Origin of the sequence: Streptomyces sp. NPDC012935 (assembly GCF_042900345.1) — a bacterium.
Taxonomy (GTDB): Bacteria; Actinomycetota; Actinomycetes; order Streptomycetales; family Streptomycetaceae; genus Streptomyces.
In genome coordinates this window covers 79517-97997 of the sequence record NZ_JBIBBC010000013.1, presented here as the reverse complement: position 1 = coordinate 97997, position 18481 = coordinate 79517, and the positions used below count along the sequence as shown (strand labels likewise).

Here is an 18481-nt window from a genome sequence, read left to right as displayed (position 1 = left end):
TCAGGCCGCGGCGTTCAGAACCGGCAGATAACCACCCGACTGGCCCGCGGCCGTCGGGTGGTACGACTCCGGGATGTTGAGCCAGTTCACGGAGTGCATCCATGAACTGCCGGAGCACAGTTCGTGCCCGGTGAAGGTGGGCCGTACGTCGCCGAAGGTGAAGCCGTGGTCCAGGGCACGCTTCTCGGTGGCGGCGTTGATGTAGTCGGCGGCGTCGTTGAGCGCCCTGCGCTTGGTCTCGGACAGGCCGATGCACCCCGACGCGCCCAGCTTGTAGAAGCGGGGGTAGCCGAGCACGACCACATGGGCGGACGGGGCCTTGGTCCGGATGGCCGTGTAGACGTTGTCGAGCCTGCCGGGCAGCGTCGAGTCGACGAAGGCCTTCGCGGTGTTGATGCGTGCGACGCAGGCGCTGTCGCCCTGGAGCACACAGGTCGTCATGATGTCCGCGAAGCCGGCGTCGTTGCCGCCGATGGAGATGGACACGAGCGTGGTGGCGGAGCTGAGCGGGCCGAGCTGACTGGCCGTGACATCACCCGTTTGAGCGCCCGAGCATGCCGTGAAGTCGAATGACGAGGGTGAGTTCGCGGCGGCCCAGAGGTACGGGTAGGCCTTTGTGCTGCGCTTGCAGTCGCCGCTGGAGCCGATGTAGCTGCCCGCGCCGAGGCCCGAGGAGTAGGAGTCGCCGAGGGCCACAAAGCCGCCTGCTGCGGCACTGTCGGCGGCCTGCGCTGTCGCGGCCCCGGTGAGGGCTGTGCCGACGGCGAGGAGGAGTGAGGCGACGTATGCGGAAAGTCGGGAACGTCTCATGGAACCTCCCTATAGCAGGATCTCTGCCATAACCGTCGTACCAACTACGCGTGTTGACGGGAAGTGTCCATGCCAAGATATTTCGTGTGCATGACAGGATTGTTGACAGATCGTCAACCCCCTTGTCAGTCATGCGGGGACCACAGAGCCTTTACCTCGGCCCCGGAACAGGAACGCGCCGTTCCAGGGCCGTGCGTGCGACCGCGCACGCACCCCCCACATGTGCGCGCACCACCTGCGCACCGCCTCGAGGAGGACTCCCTCGCAATGGCACAACTGCGTAGCAACACACTCCGGTTCGCCGCGATAGCCGGCCTGGCGACCGCCGCCCTCGTCGGTGGACTCACGTCCCTTCCCGCCCACGCCGCTCCGGCCGAGGGCGAGGTCCTGGCCGCCGGCTCCGCCACGGCGATCAAGGACAGCTACATCGTCACGCTCAGGAAGAGTGCCGGCCTCAAGGCGTCCTCGACCGCCGGCAAGGGCCTGGTCAAGGAGTACGGCGGCGCGGTGAACAAGACGTTCACCAAGGCGCTCAACGGCTACAGCGCCACCCTCTCCGCGACCGAGGCCAGACAACTCGCCGCCGACCCGGCCGTGGCCTCGGTCGAGCAGAACCAGCGCGTCCAGCTGGCCGACACCACGCAGACCAGCGCCCCCTGGGGCCTGGACCGCACGGACCAGACCTCGCTTCCGCTCTCCGGCACCTACACCTACCCGGACAGCGCGGGCAGCGGCGTGACGGCGTACGTCATCGACACCGGTGTACGCATCACCCACCAGCAGATCAGCGGTCGGGCAAGCTACGGCTACGACGCGGTCGACGGCGACACCACCGCCTCCGACGGCAACGGCCACGGCACCCATGTGGCGACCACCATCGCGGGCTCGACCTACGGCGTCGCCAAGAAGGCGAAGATCGTGGCGGTGCGCGTGCTCGACAACGCGGGCTCCGGCACCACCGCGGGCGTCATCGCGGGCATCGACTGGGTGACCAACAACCACTCCGGCCCCTCGGTCGCCAACCTGTCCCTCGGTGGCGGCGCCTCCGCCTCGCTGGACACGGCCGTGCGCAACTCCATCGCCAGCGGCGTGACCTACGCGGTCGCGGCCGGCAACAGCAACGCCAACGCCTCCTCGTACTCCCCGGCCCGCGTGACCGAGGCGATCACCGTCGGCGCCACCACCAGCTCGGACGCCCGGGCGAGCTACTCCAACTACGGCTCGGTGCTGGACATCTTCGCCCCCGGCTCCTCCATCACGGCCGGCTGGTACACCAGCGACACCGCGACGAACACCATCTCCGGTACGTCCATGGCGACCCCGCACGTCGCGGGCGCGGCGGCGGTCTACCTGGCGAACCACACCTCGGCCACCCCGGCCACGGTCGCCTCGGCACTGACGGGCGGCGCCACCGCCAACGTGGTCACCGGCCCGGGCACCGGCTCGCCCAACCGGCTGCTGAAGCTCGTCCCGTAACAGCACACCCGTACGACCAGAACGACCAGTTCCCCGGAGACGACCGCCGTCTCCGGGGAACGTCTTGACGGCCCCCACGGAGCTGAGCGACATTGAAGCCCGGCATCCGGCGCTTCGGGGGGCAAAGTCGCCAATGCAGACCTTACGTAGCAAGACAGGTGCGTCTCAGGACGCCGAGCGGGAGCGGTCAGGTCCGGGGAGGGACCTGACACCGCTGCTCGCGGGCGCCGCGACGGCCGTGGGGGGATTCGGCGCGGTTCTCGCGCTCGTCGGCTCGCAGTCACCGCTGCGCGGCCCGTTCACGCTGTTCTTCCTGCTCGCGGCACCGGCCGTGGCGATCGCCGCGGCGCTGCGCGGACTGGAACCCTTCGGCAGGACCGTGGCCGCGGTTGCGGGCTCGGTCGTCGTCAACATGCTGGTGGCCCAGGGCATGCTGGCCGTGCACCGATGGTCGGTCCGCGGCGGGATCGTGGCCGTGACCGCGATCAGCGCCCTCATTCTCGTGCTGGTTCTGGTGCGGCGATTGCGCGGCCGTACGACGCGAAGGCGGAATGACTGACGTGGACATCAGCGTGTACCGCCCCGGCGAGCTCAGCGCCGCCGACCGGGCGGCGTGGACATCGATGCAGTCCAAGGCCCACCTTCAGGGGTCGCCCGAGCTGGCCAACCCCTTCCTCTCGCCCGAGTTCGCCCTCGCGGTCGGCCGCTGCCGGCGCGGGGTGCGCATCGCGGTCGTCCGGCAGGGCGGCGAGCCGGCGGCGTTCTTCCCGTTCCAGCGGACGGCGGCCGGAGTCGGCCGGGCCATCGGGCTCGGCGTCTCGGACGCGCAGGGGGTGGTGCACCGGCCCGGGTTCACGTGGGACGCCCGGGAGCTGCTGAAGGCGTGCGGGCTCGCCGTATGGGAGTTCGACCACCTGGTGGAGGGCCAGGCGGCGTTCGAGGAGGCGGCGTCCGGCACGTTCCCGTCCCCGGTCATGGACATCGACCAGGGGTACGAGGCCTATCTGGGCCAACTGCGCGAGCGGTCACCGAAGTTCACCAAGTCGACGCTCGCCAAGGAGCGCAAGCTGGGCCGGGATCACGAGGGCGTGCGCTACGTGCACGACGAGCGCGATCCGGCGGCCCTGCGCACGCTGATGGCCTGGAAGTCCGCGCAGTACCGCAGGACCGGACGCAGCGACCGGTTCGCGCACGAGTGGATCACTGGGCTGGTGGATCAGCTGTTCCACACCCGTTCCGAGCCGTTCGCGGGGATCCTCTCGGTGCTGTACGCGGGTGGCGAGCCGATCGCGGCACACTTCGGGCTGCGCACCGAGCGGGTGCTGGCCTGCTGGTTCCCGGCGTACGACCCGGCGTTCTCGAAGTACTCGCCGGGGCTGGTCCTGCATCTGCGGATGGCCGAGGCGGCCGCTGCCGACGGCATCGCGTATCTCGACCTCGGCCGGGGCCAGAAGGAATACAAGGACTCCCTGAAGACACGCGAGCTGCTGGTGTCCGAGGGGTGGGTGACCCGGCGTCACCCGGTCGCGTTCGGACACCGGGCACGCCGTGCTCCGGTCCGGGCGCTGCGCAACACCGTGCAGACCCGGCCGGAGCTCTTCGAACCGGCCGACCGGCTGCTGAAGAGCATGGGGAAGATCCGCTCGGGACGCCGGTGACGGTCGAGGCAACTCGGCCGGTTACGGTCAAACCAACAAAAACGTGAGAGCTCGTTCCAGCTCTTGCCATACAGTCTCAATCATCAATACCGTCGTACATCTCACTCGCATCGGACTGTCACCAAGCGGCCTAGGGGAGGGCTCAAGACCGCGACAGTCCCGGCGCGGGGCGCGGTAGGGGGGTGCTCGGTGAAGGTGTCCGCACTTGCGACCGAGTCGTGCCGCGCGACCGGCTGCCGATTATCGGTGGTCGGCCAGATATGCCAGCTCACCATGCGTGCACGGAGATCAATGCGTCCGTGCCGTACGTGAGAACCCCCCTTTCGAACCGGACACAATGCCGGGCCGCCCAGGGGCGGGCGGTCCACCGGACGAGAGGGACCAGACTCGTGAGTTCTTTTCTGCGCCCGGCGGTCGCGGACCAAGGTCCGTCCACAGCCGGCAAGTACCGGCCGGTCTCCACGCACCTGGCCATCGCGCCACCGGTCAGCGTGGTGATCCCGGCCATGAACGAGGCGGAGAACCTTCCGTACGTCTTCAAGACACTGCCGGACTGGATACACGAAGTGGTCCTGGTCGACGGCAACTCCACCGACAACACCGTCGAAGTGGCCCGCGAGCTGTGGCCTGACGTCAAGGTCGTGCGGCAGCGCGGCAAGGGCAAGGGGGATGCCCTGATCACCGGGTTCGAGGCGGCCACCGGCGACATCATCGTGATGGTCGACGCGGACGGTTCGGCCGACGGCCAGGAGATCGTCAGCTATGTCTCCGCCCTGGTCTCGGGCGCGGACTTCGCCAAGGGGTCCCGCTTCGCCAACGGCGGCGGCACGGACGACATGACGCCGATCCGCAAGCTCGGCAACTGGGCGCTGTGCACGGCCGTCAACCGCAAGTTCGGCGCCCGCTACACCGACCTCTGCTACGGATACAACGCGTTCTGGCGGCACTGCCTCGACAAGATCGACCTCGACTGCACCGGCTTCGAGGTGGAGACCCTGATGAACATCCGGGTCGTCAAGGCGGGCCTGAAGGTGCAGGAGATACCGAGCCACGAGTACCTCCGCATCCACGGCACGAGCAATCTGCGGGCCGTGCGCGACGGGCTGCGGGTGCTCAAGGTGATCCTCAAGGAGCGCTCCAACCGGCGTGCGCTGCGCCGCCGCACCGCCGCGGCGCACTCCCCGACGCTCGGCTCGGTGCCGTCGGTTCAGCCGGCTCACCGGGTTCACTCGGTCCGGGGAGAGGCGTCTTGAGCGGTCCCGACATCTCCGTCGTGATCTGCGTGTACACCGAGGACCGCTGGGAGGACATCCTCGCGGCGGTCTCCTCGGTGCGGGCGCAGTCGTATCCGGCGCTGGAGACGCTGCTGGTCGTCGACCACAACGAGGCGCTCCTGGACCGGCTGACCAAGGAGTACAAGGAAGCGACCGATGTGCGGGTGTTCGCCAACGCGGGCCCCCGTGGCCTGTCCGCGGGCCGCAACACCGGCATCGCCGCCTCGTACGGCGAGGTCATCGCGTTCCTCGACGACGACGCGGTGGCCGAGCGGGACTGGCTGAAGCACTTCGCGGCCGGGTACGCCGACCCGCACGTGATGGCCGTCGGCGGGCGCACCGAGCCGATCTGGGCGTCGGGGAGGCGGCCGGACTGGTTCCCCGAGGAGTTCGACTGGGTGGTCGGCTGCACCTACCGCGGCCTGCCACGCGGGCGCGTGAAGGTGCGCAACGTCCTCGGCGGCAACGCCTCCTTCCGGCGTACGGCGTTCGACTTCGCGGGCGGTTTCGCCAGCGGCATCGGACGCGACGGCGACCGGCTGCCGCTGGGCTGCGAGGAGACGGAGCTGTGCATCCGGCTCACCCGAGCCCGGCCCGAGGCGGTCCTGTTGATCGACGACCGCGCGGTGATCCACCACCGGGTGCCCTCGGCGCGCGAGCACTTCCGCTACTTCCGCACGCGCACCTACGCCGAGGGCCTGTCGAAGGCTCTGGTGGCCCGAAGTGTCGGCGCGGACAAGGGACTTGAGTCGGAGCGCCGGTACACCACCCGGGTCCTGCCGGCCGGGGTCGCGCGCGGGCTGCGGGACGCCCTGCTCGCCCGGCCGGGGGGTGCGGGGCGGGCCGGTGCGATCGTCGCCGGGGTGCTCACGGCCGCCGGTGGGTACGTGGTGGGGAGTGTCCGGGTCCGCCGGGGCGGCGTTACGTACTCGGTGGCGGGGACCGCAGCGGGAGCCGGCAGCGAGGGGGCAGCCGGCGTCGAGGGGGGCAGCAGATGACCGACACGCGCGTGCCGATCCTGATGTACCACGCCGTCTCCACCTCGCCGAACGACGCCACCCGCGATCTGTCGGTGGCGCCGGAGGCGTTCGCGGAGCAGATGGCGCTGATCGGCGATCTGGGCCTCACGCCCGTCAGGACCGCCGATCTCGCCGCACGCTGGCGCTCGGGCAAGCCCTTGCCCGAGCGGCCGGTGCTGATCACCTTCGACGACGGCTACGAGGGCGTGCACCGGCACGCCCTGCCCGTGCTCGCCAAGCACGGCTTCGCGGCCACGGTGTTCGTCTCCACGGGCTGGCTGAAGGGCCCGCACGACATGGGCGGCGGCCTGGACACCATGCTCGACTGGGACCAGGTCGGCGAACTCGCCGAGGCTGACGTCGAGATCGGCGGCCACAGCCACACGCACCCCCAGCTCGACCAGCTCCCGGACGAAGGGCTGCGCTCCGAGCTGATCCTGTGCAAGGAGATCATCTCGGACCGGCTGGGCACCGTCCCGGCCTCGTTCGCCTACCCGTACGGGTACTCCAGCCGCCGGGTGCGCGAGGCGGTGCGCGAGACGGGGTACGCCCAGGCGCTCGCCGTCAACAACGGCCTCGCGCGGCGCCGGCAGGGGCCGTACGCGCTCACCCGGCTGACCGTGCGCCGCACCACCGGAATCGAGGAGTTCGGGCGGATGGTCGAGGGCCGTGCGATCGCCCGCACCTTCGCCAGGGACCGTGCCCTCACCAAGGGGTACGCCGTCGTCCGCAGAGCCCGACAGGTCCGCCGGAAGGCCATCCGTTCCCGTGTCTGACACGACGACCACGACCGAGCCCGCATCGACCGACGCGCCGGCGCCCGAGCAGTCGGGGCGCCGCCTTCGCCTGCCCGGCATGGGCGGGTCCTCCGGGGGCAGCCAGCTGTTCCGCAACGCCTACGCCCTGATGATCAACACCGGTGTCTCCGCGGTGCTGGGGCTCGGCTTCTGGCTGGCCGCCGCCCGCTACTACTCCGAGTCCGCGGTCGGCCAGGGGTCCGCCGCGATCGCCGCGATGAAGTTCCTCGCGGGGCTGACCGCGGTGACGCTGACGGGCGCGCTGGCCCGTTTCATTCCGGTCGCGGGACGTACGAGCGGTCGCCTGATCTTCCGGACGTACGCGGGCAGTTGCGTGGTCGTGGCCCTGGCCGCGGGGGTCTTCCTGCTGACGCTGGACCTGTGGGGGCCGTCGTACCGGTTCCTGAGCGGGCCGGTCAACGGGCTGTTCTTCGTCGTGGCCGTCATCGCCTGGAATCTGCTCACGCTGCAGGACGGCGTGCTGACCGGGCTGCGCAGCGCGGTGTGGGTGCCGGTCGGCAACACCGTGTTCTCCGCGGTGAAGCTGGGCCTGCTGGTGGCCTTCGCGGTGGCGATCCCCACCGCCGGTGTCTTCGTGTCGTGGGTCGCGGCGATCGCGGTGTCCGTACTGCCGCTGGGCTGGCTGGTGTTCCGGCGCCTGGTGCCGCGCCATGTGAAGGCGACCGAGGACCGCATCAGTCCCCCGTCCCTGAAGGAGGTCGGGAAGTTCCTGGCCGGTGACTACACCGGCTCCCTGTTCTCCCTCGCCGTGGTCTATCTGATCCCCGTGATCGTGGCCGCACAGGTCTCCGCCGAGGACAACGCGTACTTCTACATCACGGCCACCATCGGCGGCACGGTCAATCTGCTCGCCATCAACATGGGCGCGTCCCTCACGGTAGAGGGCTCGCACGACCCGGGGCGGCTGGCCGCCAACACCCGGGCCGCGCTGAAGCGCATGGCGCGGATCATGGTGCCGGTCGCCGCGATCCTGTTCTTCGGGGCGCCCTGGATCCTGGGCGTCTTCGGCCAGGGCTACGCGGACGCGGCCACGCCGCTGCTGCGCTGGTTCTCGGCCGGTGCGCTGCTGCGGGTCGTGATGGAGACGTACTTCGCGGTACTGCGCGCGCAGAGCCGCACCGCCGGACTGGCCTGGCTGCAGGGCCTGCTGTGCGCTCTCGTGCTCGGCCTGACGCTGCTGCTGCTCCCCCGCATGGGCCTGACCGGCGCCGGCGTCGCCGAGATCGTGTCCCTCGCGGTGATCGTCGCGATCGCCGCGCCCAAGCTGTTCAAGACGGTGCGGGCGACCTCGGCCGAGGTGCCCGCGGGGGCGGCCCCCGACGGTGATCTCGCCGACCTGGGGGCGCGCGAGGTGGCCGAGGGGGCGCGCAAGCGGGGGCCGGGCTGGGCGCTCGACACCGACACGCTCGCCCTCGGCGTCCACGTCGACTTCGACCACCTGGAACGCCGGCCCGATGTCCGCCCCGGTCCCGGTACGCCGCCCACCGGCACCCCGCCGGTACGCCCGGAGCACCGCCCGGCCTGGGCGCGCACGCCGGCAGTGGGGTTGCCGGTCGAGAGGGGGGTCCCCCCGCTCGAGCGCATTCGAGAGTGGGGGAGGGAGCCCGGTTCGGAGGCGTCGCTGGGGCCGGCCGAGGTGGACGCGCCGTTCGACGAGGCCGTACCCAAGGAGCGCGAGGAGGCTGCCGTACGGGAAGAGCCGCCCATGCACGAAGAGGCCGTACGACAGCCCGCGGCGCCCGCGGTGCCCGCGCTCACCTGGCGTGAGCGGCTGCTGCCCACCCGCCTCGGAGTGGTGCTCGGCTGTCTGCTGATCGCCGCGCTGCTGCTGTACTGGGTGCCCGCGCTGCGACTCGGCGAGAGCGACCTGGACGGGATGGGCGGGCTCGGCCTGGTCTCCGTACTGCCGCTGCCCACCCTGGTCGGGGCCGCGCTGCTGACGGTGGTGTTCGCCTCACTGCTGTGGCTGGGCCGCGAGCATCGGGCGCTGCTGCTGGTCACGCTGCTCGCGACGGTCGTGTCGCTGCATGCCCTGCCCGCCCTGATCGAGACCGAGCCGCGGTTCGCGACGGCCTGGCAGCACCTCGGCTTCCTCGACTACATCGACCGCACCGGGTCGGCCGTGCCCGACCTGGACGCGCGCTGGAGCTGGCCGGGCTTCTTCGCGGTGGCCGCGTTCGCCGCGAAGGCCTGCGGGGTCAGCGATCTCAGCGAGGTCATCCGCTGGTGGCCGCTGGCCATGCAACTGCTGTACCTGGTCCCGATGTTCCTGCTCGTGCGCTCGATGCGGGCGAGCTGGCGTGCCAAGTGGACCGGTGTCTGGATCTTCGTGCTCAGCGGCTGGGTGGGCCAGGACTACTTCTCGCCGCAGGGCTTCACGTATCTGCTGTATCTGGTCTTCGCGGCGGTCCTGCTGGTCTGGTTCCGCGCGCCACGCGTGATCTGGACCAAGCGGCGGCCCGGCGAGGTCGAGGTCGAGCCGACGGACCGGCGGCAGCGGGCCGTGCTGCTGGCGGTCGTGATCGGCCTGTTCGCGGCGAGCGTGCCGGCCCACCAGCTCACCCCGTTCGTGATGCTGGGCGTGCTGACGGCACTCGTCCTGATCGGCAAGTCCGAACTGCGCGGTCTGCCGATCCTGTTCGGCGTCATGGTGACGGTCTGGATCGGCTTCCTGGCCGAGCCGTACTGGTCCGGGCACTTCGACGAGCTCTTCGGCGGGGTCGGCGGCGTGGGCAGCAATGTGTCGTCCTCCGTCTCCGGCCGCATCGAGGGCGGAAGTTCGACGCACAAGCTCGTCCTCTACACGCGCGTGCTGCTGGCCGGCGGTGTGATGGCCTTCGCCTGCTGGGGCTGGTGGCGGCGGCGCTTCCACAACTACCGGGAGCGCTCGCTGCTCGTCCTGACCTTCGTGCCGTTCCTGGGCTTCGGCATGCAGTCGTACGGCGGTGAGATGGCGCTGCGCGTCTTCATGTTCGCCCTGCCCGGCGCCGCCCTGCTGGCCGGACTCGCCCTGTTCCCGCGCACCGGCATCACCGCGAAGGAGCGCGACAAGGACCGGGTGAGCCTCGCGCCGCTGGCCGCGCTCATGGCGGGCCTGGTGCTCATGGGCGGCTTCCTGGTGGCCCGCTGGGGCAACGAGCCGTTCGAGCGGATCCGGCCCGGCGAGGTCGCCGCCATGGAGTACGTGTACGCCCATGACGATCCGACGGTGCGGCTGCTGTGGCTGAGCAACGATCCGGTCAACGTCGTGACGCCGTCGATGCCGTGGGGCTCGCAGGACATGGAGAAGGTGGAGTATCTGCCCACGCTGGCGCCGACCGACCCTGTGCTGGTGTCGGGGCTGGTCAAGGCGCTCAAGGACGCGGGTCCGAACTCGTATCTCATGATCAACCGGGGTCAGGTCACCTATCTGCGGATGGACGTGGGCTATTCGGCGAGCTGGGAGCCGCGGCTGATCCAGAACCTGGACAAGCGGCAGGAGCTGAAGAAGGTCTTCGCCAACACCGACGTGACGATGTACGCGCTGCGCAAGCAGCCGGCCGGCGCGGTCCCGAAAGCCGATCCCGGGCCGATCGGGCCTCAGGTGACCTGGACGCCGTGGTCGGTGGTCGGGGGGCTCGCGGCGCTCGCGCTGATCGTGCTGCTGATGGCCCGCGAGCTCGTCCGGGTGGCGATGGCGCCCAGCGTGCGGCAACTGCGGTGGCTGCAGAGCAGTTTCTGGTTCTCGCTGCCGCTGCTCGCGGTGCTGCTGGCTTCGTTGGTGCAGCGGTTCCTGACGATCAAGTGAGGGCGGTGACGGTCAAGTGGCTCAGCGCTTGAGCCACTTGACCTCGTACGCCTGCAGCTCCACCTTCTCGCCGTCGACCTTCGCGCTGGTCTGCCGGTCGAGGGTGTTCACGACGAGGACCGTCCTGTCCGTGGCGAGGACCCGCACGTCGGGCTTGTCCACGGACACCTTCTTGTACGCGGTGCCCGGCCGGAACTCCTTGCCGAAGCGGGCGACCAGGTCGTACATGGGCAGCTTCGCACCGCCGCCCGCGGTGTCGGTCGGCGTCCACAGGCAGCCGGCGCATTCGGTGCCCTTCTCCTCCTCCGGGTTCCAGTAGAAGGCGGAGGAGGCGCCGCCCCTGGCCAGCGCGATCATCCCGGTGGCCTGTACGGCGACCCGGCGGGCCTCGGACCAGCCCTTGCGGTCGTCGTTGCCGTCGGCGGGCTCGACGTAGTACTCGGCCCACCACAGCGGCAGGTCACCGGTCTGCCGCCGCACCCACTGGCTGACGGCCGTGAACTTGTCGGTGGCCGTGAACTCGTCGGGCAGCAGCTCGTCGTCCCGGGTGTAGCTGGAGCCGTCCACGACGACGAAGTCAGCGCCTGCCTTGTGGCGGTTCCAGTATTCGAAGGCGTCGATCGTGCGCTGGTCCATGGCGCCCCAGGAGCCCTTCAGCTCGGTCGAGGCCTCCTGCGCGCGCGGGTCGACGCTGTCCATCACGAGGTAGGGCCCGCCGACCATGATGTCGGGGTTGACCTTCTTCAGCGCCTTGTGGACCAGGTTGTAGAGCCGGGTGTAGCCCTCGTAGTCCCAGCGGGCCTCGGCGTCGTTCCAGAAGCCCTTGAACTCGTTCCACACGATGAAGTGCCGTACGTCCGGATAGCGCTTGGCGACGGTCACCGCGAGCGCGGCGAAGTCCTCGAAGTGCTCGGGCTCGGGCGGTGTCTCCAGGGCGGCCTGGCTCCAGTTCGTGTTGTCGACGCCGGCCTTGCCGCCCTTCATCCAGTCGGGGGCGCAGCACAGGGTGACGACGGGGGTGCTGCCGGAGGCGCGGATGAAGTCGATACGGCGGTCCATCGCCTCGAAGTCGTAACGCCCTTCGACCGGCTCGGGGTTGTCGGAGCCCCAGCCCATGATGTGCTGGATCTGCGGCAGCCCGCCGGCGTCTGCCAGCCGTCCCCTGACCCGTTTGACTGCGGCAAAGTCGCCCTCGTCGGCGCTGTACTGGGTGTGCGTGAACCCCCAGCCCACCTCCGGATTCCTGGCGTCCGGCGTGGCGGTCGGGTTGCCGTGCACCTTGTCGCCGTCGCGTGAGGTGCCGTCCGTGTTCACACCGTTGCCCGGCAGCGTGTTGAGGAGGGTCACCACCAGCGCCAGAGCCGCCGCGCCCACCCCGAGCAGCGCGGTGAGCCGCCACCGCCCTGCCCCCGAATTCCACCCATGACGTCCCATCAAGGACAACGGTAACGGTGGTGGCATCCGCGCGGGCAGGTTTCGGCAGTGCACGGTCCTGTAACAGGGTGGTGGTGGGGCTGCACCGGGAGCATCGGCGCGGGCGGCGGGCATCGTCCGTTGGCGGGGTGTGGCACGGAAACCGGGTGCACGGGCCGTCCGCGTGACGGATCATGGCCGCATGTCTGCGAACCCACACGACGCTCTGCCGATCCGGCTCAACGTCGACGACAGCGACTCGCCGTCCGACGTCGTCGACGCGCTGTTCCTCGGCCGCTTCGCGACGGGCGAGCAGCCGTACTCGCACGCGGCGAACATCGACCGCGTCCGGTCCGGGGTGACGCTGCTGCCGCCGGGTGCCCGGGTGCTGCGCACCGCCCGCGACGACGACCGCAGCGCGACGCTGGCGGAGGGTGACGGCTGGACCGTGCTGATCTCCCGCTGGAACCGGGGCGCCGACGTCACGGTGACGGCGACCAGCGAGGAACTGGCGGAGCGCGTCCTGGGCGAGGCGACGGACGGCGCGGCGGACGAGCCCGAACCGCAGCCGGAGAACGTCACCATGGGCTTTTGGTACGTCTCCCCCAGGCGTGGCCCGCACCGCACGACCCGGCAGATCTCCGCGGGCACCTGGGACGAGGTGCGGGCCAACTACACCGCGCCGGTGGCGGACGCGATGGACCGCCTGATGAAGACGACCCCGGAGGACATCGCGGGCCGGCTGCTCCTGCTGCACGGCCCGCCGGGCACGGGCAAGACGTCGGCGCTGCGGACGCTGGCCCGTTCCTGGCGCGACTGGTGCCAGGTGGACTGTGTTCTGGACCCGGAGCGGCTCTTCAGTGACGTCGGTTATCTGATGGACATCGCGATCGGCGAGGACGACTCGACGGGCAAGGGCCGCTGGCGGCTGCTGCTCCTGGAGGACTGCGACGAGCTGATCCGCGGGGAGGCGAAGCACACGGCGGGCCAGGCGCTGTCGCGGCTGCTGAACCTGACGGACGGCCTGCTCGGTCAGGGCCGCAACGTCCTGGTCGGCGTCACCACCAACGAGGACCTGGAGCGCCTCCACCCCGCCGTCGTGCGCCCCGGCCGCTGTCTGGCCCGCATCGAGGTGGGTCCGCTGACGCGCCCGGAGGCGACCACCTGGCTGGGCGCCGAGGAAGGCATCGGCCGTGAGGGCGCCACGCTGGCGGAGCTGTACGCGCTGAAGCGGGGCACGTCCCCGACGTCGCTGCCGGACCCGCGGGACGGGGCGGACGCGGGGCTGTACCTCTAGCTCTCCGGTGCTTTCATGGTCGTATGACCCTGTTTCTCGGGACGTCGGGGTGGCAGTACCGGGACTGGCGGGGTGCTCTCTACCCCGCCGATGTGCCCATGCGGCTGTGGCTGGAGGAGTACACGCGGCACTTCGCCACGGTGGAGATCAACAACGCCTTCTACCGGCTGCCCACGCGGGAGAACTTCGAGGCCTGGCGTGACCGGGTGCCGGGGGACTTCGTGGTCGGGGTGAAGGCGAGCCGCTACCTCACCCACATCAAGCGCCTCAAGGATCCCGAGGAGCCGGTGCACCGTCTGATGTCCCATGCGGCGGGCCTGGGTGACCGCCTGGGACCGGTCCTCCTCCAGCTCCCGCCGACCCTGCGCGCCGACCCCGGCCTCCTCGACGCCTGCCTGGCCTGCTTCCCGTCCGGGACGCGGGTCGCGGTCGAACCCCGCCACGAGTCCTGGTGGGTGGCCGGCACCCGCAAGGTGCTGGAGTCCCGGGGTGCCGCCCTGTGCTGGGCCGATGTGCAGGCCCGCCCGGTGACGCCCCTGTGGCGCACCGCCGACTGGGGCTACGTCCGCTTCCACGAGGGCCGCGCCCACCCCTGGCCCCGCTACGGCCGGCGCTCCCTGGAGACCTGGGTCGACCGCATCGCCACCACCTGGTCCGACGCAGAGGACATGTACGCGTACTTCAACAACGACCCCGGCGGGGCGGCGGTGGCGGATGCGGTGGCCTTCGGGCGGGCGGCGACGCGAGCGGGCCGGACGGTGACGCGAACGCCGGAGTTCACGGCACGGCGCTGACCCGAGCGGTTCGGCGTAGTTGACGTCGGTTCGCAGGCGCGCCGGAAGGGACGCGGGGCTGCGTTCGATCTGCGGCTCCGCCGCGTGGGCGCGACCAGCCACGACGGCGCCGCTGCCGACCACCCGTCCGACTCGGCCCGGCGGAACGCTCAGCCCCGGTAGGCCGCCCGCAGGGCATCCCGCACCGCGGCCAGCGCATCCGCCTCCGTCAGCCCCAGCCGACGAGCACGCTCGACGTACGTCTGGGCGGCCGACGCGAGCTCCCGTTCCGCCGCGGAGCCCGCCGCGGCCACGAAGGTGCCGTTACGCCCGCGCGTCTCGATCACCCCGTCGCTCTCCAGCGCGCGGTAGGCCTTGGCGACCGTGTTGGCGGCCAGGCCCAGCGACGCCGCCAGCCCCCGCACGGTTGGCAGCCGGTACCCCACCGGCAGCACCCCCGAGCGCGCCTGCTCCGAGATCTGCGCCCGCACCTGCTCGTACGGCGCGGCACTGTCGTCGATGTGGATCTTCAATGTCACAAGGCCGATTGTCCCGTACCCGCCGGAAAATGAGAGGCACCCCGGCACATCGCCCGCGTAGCGTGCGGCCACATGACCGTCTCCGTCCGCGATCTGCGTCCTGAAGTGCGAGCCGATGTCGAGGGGTTCGTCGGTGTCTGGCACCGCGCACTCCCGTATCTCGTGATCACCCCGGAGTCCGTCGTCCACGGCGCCACCCGTGCCCACCCCGACGCACATGCCCGGCCTCTCCTCGCCGTGGAGCAGGGCGAGATCATCGGTACGGCCCAGGTCGGCATCGCCCACGACAGCCCGGAGCCCGGGCAGGGCTTCGTCAACGTGTACGTGCACCCTGAGCGCACGCGTCGCGGTGCCGGCGCGCTCCTGCTCCGCGCCGCCGAGGAACACCTGGCCGCCGTGGGCGCGACGACCCTGTACGCCTGGGTGCTCGACGAGCCCGACAACCGCGCCTTCGCCGAACGGCACGGCTACCGCGCGAGCCGCTCCGCGCACTTCCTGCGCCTCGACCTGGCGAACGGCACGCTGCCGCCGCTGCAGGCGCTTCCGCCGGGTGTCGAACTGCGCACGGCCGCCGACTTCGCGGAGGATCCCCGCCCGCTGTTCGAACTGGACGCGGAGACGACCTTGGACGAACCCGGTGACGTCGACGCCGAGTTCACGGACTACGAGGCCTGGCTGGACGAGACCTGGCGGCACCCGCTGAACAACCACGAGCTGACCTCGGTGGTGCTCGTCGACGGCCGCCCCGCCGCCTTCAGCGCCGCCCGCACGGACGGCGCCACCCGCTACGGCACCGCCATGACCGGCAGCGCCCGTGCCTTCCGCGGCCGCGGCCTGGCCAAGCTGGCCAAGAACGACTCGCTGCATCGCGCCCGCGCCGCCGGGTACACGGAGGCGTTCACGGGCAACGACGCCGGCAACGGCCCGATGCTCGCGATCAACAAGTGGTTCGGCTACGAGGTCTGCGCGACGGAGGTGCGCCATGTCCGTGAACTCGGCTGAGCCGGGACGCCCGCTGGACGTGGTCCTCGTCAAGGGCGGCCGTACGAAGATCCGTTACGCGGCCGAGCTGGTCGCCGACGACGGCAACCGGATCGCCGTCCGGGCACCCTGGTCCGGAGACGGGGTCCGCGACTTCGGCTTCGTCCGCTTCGAGCCGGGCGACGTCTTCACGGAGTACTACTGGCGCGACCGCTGGTACGCCGTGAAGGAGGTCCGGGACGCCTCGGGTGCCCTCAAGGGCTGGTACTGCGATGTCACCCGCCCGGCCGCGCTGTCCGGCAGCGAGCTGGTCGTCGAGGACCTCGACCTGGACCTGTGGCGCTCCGCGGACGGCACGGACGTACTCCGCCTGGACGAGGACGAGTTCGCCGAGAGCGGTCTGGCGGAGACGGACCCCGAGGCGGCCGCGGCGGCCGCGGCGGCCCTGGACGAGCTGGAGGCGTTCGCCACCGTCGAGGGCGGTCTGGAGTCCCTGCTGGCACAGGGCCTGTCGCGAGAGTGGCCCTAGGCCGTCGCCACCACGGCGTACCGCTCGTCGTCCACGGTCTTCCCCCAGAGCAGTTCGTCGCCGGACAGGCGCTCCACGTGCACGTGCCCGACGAGCGGGGCGAGCAGCCCGGTGAGCCGGTCCGCCGGTACGCCGACGGCGTCGACCCTCCCCCACACGCCCTCGACCAGCACGAACCGTCCTCCCGGGCGCAGCAGCCCGCGCCAGTGCCGCAGGACCCGGCCCGGGTCGGGCAGCGCCCACAGGACGTGCCGTACGAGCACGACGTCGAACCGCTCCTCCCCCACCGGCGGCGCCGCCGCGTCACCGAGGAGGAACACCGCGTCACGCCCGGCCAGCTTGGCGCGGGCGAGGTCCACCATCGCCGGGGACCGGTCCACTCCCGTGACCCGGTGTCCCTGTTCGGCGGCGAGGAGCGACAGGCTGCCGGTGCCGCAGCCGAGGTCGAGGACGTCGGACGCGCGCTCGGGCAGCCAGGAGCGCAGCCGGTAAGCCCAGGCCCGGCGCACCTCGGGGTCGCGCAGGCCGTGGTCCGGCTCGTCGTCGAAGGAGGCGGCGGCCGCGTCCCAGTCCACGGCCTGCCCTGTGACGGCCTGTTCACCGTTCGTCATGTCGGTCATGCGGCCAAGAGTGACACCCGCCACTGACAGTCAAATCGTGACAGCGGCCACTGACAGGACCAGCGGCGATGAGGAACTCTCCCCGCAAGGGTCTACCACCGTAAGAACGCGGAACCCGGTAGCCCCTGAAGGAGGCAGCCATGCGCCGCATGACCGTGCAGAAGCCCCTGAAGAGGACCACGGACGCCCGCCGGATCCGTGAGGAGGCCGACGAGCGCCCCTCGGGACGACCCGAGGTCCGCAAGGACATCGCACGCACCTGGTGGCCGGACGGCTGAAACGCCCCGCCGGCCCCGTCAGACACGTCAGTCGAGCCGCTTGCGGTAGTGGATGCGGTCGTACGGCCCGTCCACGCGACGCTCGATGACCTCGTAGCCGTACTTCGGGTAGATCTTCTGGTTCTCCCACATCAGCGCGTTCGTGTAGAGCCTGACCTCGGGCAGACCCAGCGCACGCGCGTGTGCGTCCACGAAGTGCAGCAGCCGTCGCCCCACGCCCTGCCCTTGGGCGTCGGGGTCGACGGCGATGTTGTCGAGGTACAGGTGATCCGCGTACGCCTCGACCACGACGAGCCCGACCACGCGCCCCGTGCCGGGTTCCTCCGTGACGAACACCTTTCCCTCGGTCACGTTCGCCGCATGGTCCCTCTCCATGGGCTGCGGGACTCTGCCGATCCGCTCGATGTAGTGGTGGTAGGCGGCATCGGTGACGGCTTTGACGGCCGGCACGTCGGCGGCGACGGCGGGCCGGATCTGCTCATCGCTCATGCCAGGAACCGTACCTACCTGATCTCCGCCTGAGCACTTCCGTAAGGCGACCGTAAGAGGCCAAAGGCCGCTCGGAACGGCATTCCCGCAGTTCAGAGGATGACCTTTGGGGACTCTTCTAGGCTCGGGGAGCCAAAGGGGGAGCCATGACCGCCGCGAAAGTGACCAGCGCGCTGACGGCCGTCACATGATTGGGCGAGAGCCCGATACGGTACGCCGCTAGAGCAGTCGCTCATCGGTCCAATCCTTGCCGGCCGCGCGGCACGCGGCCTGCTCGCGACGCTTGTGCGCCTTCATAACCACAACGGTTTGCCTCGGCATGGCCAGCGAGCGCCTACTCTTCCAAGTCTTCGTATCGCCATGCCGCCGTACCGAACGCCACACGTCCACGTGCGGTTTCTCCTCGCGTGAGGGTGTCAGGTGGACATGCGACGAGGTCAAGGGGCGTGCCTCCTCCGGCAGGACTCCTACGAGTAGCGAAAGCAGGCCCGCGGTCGGCTAGACCGGCGACCGGTGGACCGGCGAGTCAGGACCATTGAGCAGACGGTCGTACCAGATCTTTCGGGGAACCACGGGAACCAGCCAAGCCGACCAATCAACCCCCGTAGTCCCCCACGCCAGGTCACCCCGGCATCCGCCCGTGGACGAACTAGCTTCCCAAGCTGAGGTCTCGTCGGAATCCCCCTGCTCGTAGTCCCCAAGGTGGCCTACCGTTCCACG

At 70.6% G+C, this 18481-nt stretch carries 17 protein-coding genes; 12 read left to right on the top strand and 5 right to left on the bottom strand.

Annotated elements, in window-relative coordinates:
• The gene (locus tag ACFY5C_RS28050) at window positions 1-810 is read right to left on the bottom strand and encodes an SGNH/GDSL hydrolase family protein (RefSeq protein ID WP_389448836.1); all 810 of its coding nucleotides are present in this window, start codon (window positions 808-810) and stop codon (window positions 1-3) included.
• A gap of 267 nt (window positions 811-1077) precedes the next feature.
• Between ACFY5C_RS28050 and ACFY5C_RS28045 the strand changes: the two genes are divergently transcribed.
• The 7 genes from ACFY5C_RS28045 to ACFY5C_RS28015 all read left to right on the top strand — a co-directional run bounded on the left by ACFY5C_RS28045 (window position 1078) and on the right by ACFY5C_RS28015 (window position 10842).
• Window positions 1078-2286: a S8 family peptidase gene (locus tag ACFY5C_RS28045; RefSeq protein ID WP_389448833.1), complete on the top strand. Its 1209-nt coding sequence runs from the start codon at window positions 1078-1080 to the stop codon at window positions 2284-2286.
• Between the two features lie 133 nt (window positions 2287-2419).
• Window positions 2420-2845, top strand: coding sequence for a hypothetical protein (locus ACFY5C_RS28040; RefSeq protein WP_389448830.1), 426 nt, complete (start codon window positions 2420-2422; stop codon window positions 2843-2845).
• Between the two features lies 1 nt (window position 2846).
• Window positions 2847-3944, top strand: a complete 1098-nt coding sequence (locus ACFY5C_RS28035; protein WP_389449204.1) for a GNAT family N-acetyltransferase — start codon at window positions 2847-2849, stop codon at window positions 3942-3944.
• A gap of 389 nt (window positions 3945-4333) precedes the next feature.
• Complete coding sequence (locus ACFY5C_RS28030; RefSeq protein ID WP_389448827.1) at window positions 4334-5197, top strand: glycosyltransferase family 2 protein; 864 nt, start codon at window positions 4334-4336, stop codon at window positions 5195-5197.
• Window positions 5194-6216: a glycosyltransferase family 2 protein gene (locus tag ACFY5C_RS28025; RefSeq protein ID WP_389448824.1), complete on the top strand. Its 1023-nt coding sequence runs from the start codon at window positions 5194-5196 to the stop codon at window positions 6214-6216. The genes ACFY5C_RS28030 and ACFY5C_RS28025 overlap by 4 nt, the downstream gene beginning before the upstream one ends.
• Window positions 6213-7013 (top strand): polysaccharide deacetylase family protein, encoded by an 801-nt coding sequence (locus tag ACFY5C_RS28020; protein ID WP_389448821.1) that lies wholly within the window; start codon window positions 6213-6215, stop codon window positions 7011-7013. Before ACFY5C_RS28025 ends, ACFY5C_RS28020 begins: the two co-directional genes overlap by 4 nt.
• The gene (locus ACFY5C_RS28015; RefSeq protein WP_389448818.1) at window positions 7006-10842 is read left to right on the top strand and encodes a lipopolysaccharide biosynthesis protein; all 3837 of its coding nucleotides are present in this window, start codon (window positions 7006-7008) and stop codon (window positions 10840-10842) included. Before ACFY5C_RS28020 ends, ACFY5C_RS28015 begins: the two co-directional genes overlap by 8 nt.
• Window positions 10843-10863: 21 nt before the next feature.
• Here the strand turns inward: ACFY5C_RS28015 and ACFY5C_RS28010 are convergent, their stop codons facing one another.
• Window positions 10864-12276 carry a xylan 1,4-beta-xylosidase gene (locus tag ACFY5C_RS28010; RefSeq protein ID WP_389448815.1) on the bottom strand — a complete coding sequence of 471 codons (1413 nt, stop codon included), beginning with the start codon at window positions 12274-12276 and terminating at the stop codon, window positions 10864-10866.
• A gap of 181 nt (window positions 12277-12457) precedes the next feature.
• Here ACFY5C_RS28010 and ACFY5C_RS28005 point away from each other — a divergent pair, with 181 nt between their 5' ends.
• Window positions 12458-13552: a DUF5925 domain-containing protein gene (locus ACFY5C_RS28005; RefSeq protein WP_389448812.1), complete on the top strand. Its 1095-nt coding sequence runs from the start codon at window positions 12458-12460 to the stop codon at window positions 13550-13552.
• A 23-nt stretch (window positions 13553-13575) separates the two neighbouring features.
• On the top strand, window positions 13576-14346 hold the full coding sequence (locus tag ACFY5C_RS28000) for a DUF72 domain-containing protein (RefSeq protein ID WP_389448810.1): 771 nt from the start codon (window positions 13576-13578) through the stop codon (window positions 14344-14346).
• A 149-nt stretch (window positions 14347-14495) separates the two neighbouring features.
• Here the strand turns inward: ACFY5C_RS28000 and ACFY5C_RS27995 are convergent, their stop codons facing one another.
• Window positions 14496-14864: a GntR family transcriptional regulator gene (locus ACFY5C_RS27995; protein WP_389448807.1), complete on the bottom strand. Its 369-nt coding sequence runs from the start codon at window positions 14862-14864 to the stop codon at window positions 14496-14498.
• Window positions 14865-14936: 72 nt separating this feature from the next.
• On the opposite strand from ACFY5C_RS27995, the gene ACFY5C_RS27990 reads away from it, so the two are divergent.
• Together ACFY5C_RS27990 and ACFY5C_RS27985 are read left to right on the top strand one after the other, a co-directional pair.
• The gene (locus ACFY5C_RS27990; protein WP_389448804.1) at window positions 14937-15866 is read left to right on the top strand and encodes a GNAT family N-acetyltransferase; all 930 of its coding nucleotides are present in this window, start codon (window positions 14937-14939) and stop codon (window positions 15864-15866) included.
• The gene (locus tag ACFY5C_RS27985) at window positions 15847-16374 is read left to right on the top strand and encodes a DUF402 domain-containing protein (RefSeq protein WP_389448802.1); all 528 of its coding nucleotides are present in this window, start codon (window positions 15847-15849) and stop codon (window positions 16372-16374) included. The genes ACFY5C_RS27990 and ACFY5C_RS27985 overlap by 20 nt, the downstream gene beginning before the upstream one ends.
• Here the strand turns inward: ACFY5C_RS27985 and ACFY5C_RS27980 are convergent.
• Window positions 16371-16985 carry a class I SAM-dependent methyltransferase gene (locus tag ACFY5C_RS27980; RefSeq protein ID WP_389449201.1) on the bottom strand — a complete coding sequence of 205 codons (615 nt, stop codon included), beginning with the start codon at window positions 16983-16985 and terminating at the stop codon, window positions 16371-16373. The two genes, ACFY5C_RS27985 and ACFY5C_RS27980, sit on opposite strands and share 4 nt — an antisense overlap.
• Window positions 16986-17134: 149 nt before the next feature.
• On the opposite strand from ACFY5C_RS27980, the gene ACFY5C_RS27975 reads away from it, so the two are divergent.
• Entirely contained in the window at window positions 17135-17272 is a 138-nt protein-coding gene (locus ACFY5C_RS27975) for a hypothetical protein (RefSeq protein WP_389448799.1), read from the top strand.
• Window positions 17273-17299: 27 nt separating this feature from the next.
• Here the strand turns inward: ACFY5C_RS27975 and ACFY5C_RS27970 are convergent, their stop codons facing one another.
• Window positions 17300-17761 (bottom strand): GNAT family N-acetyltransferase, encoded by a 462-nt coding sequence (locus ACFY5C_RS27970; protein WP_389448797.1) that lies wholly within the window; start codon window positions 17759-17761, stop codon window positions 17300-17302.
• Window positions 17762-18481: the final 720 nt, after the last annotated feature.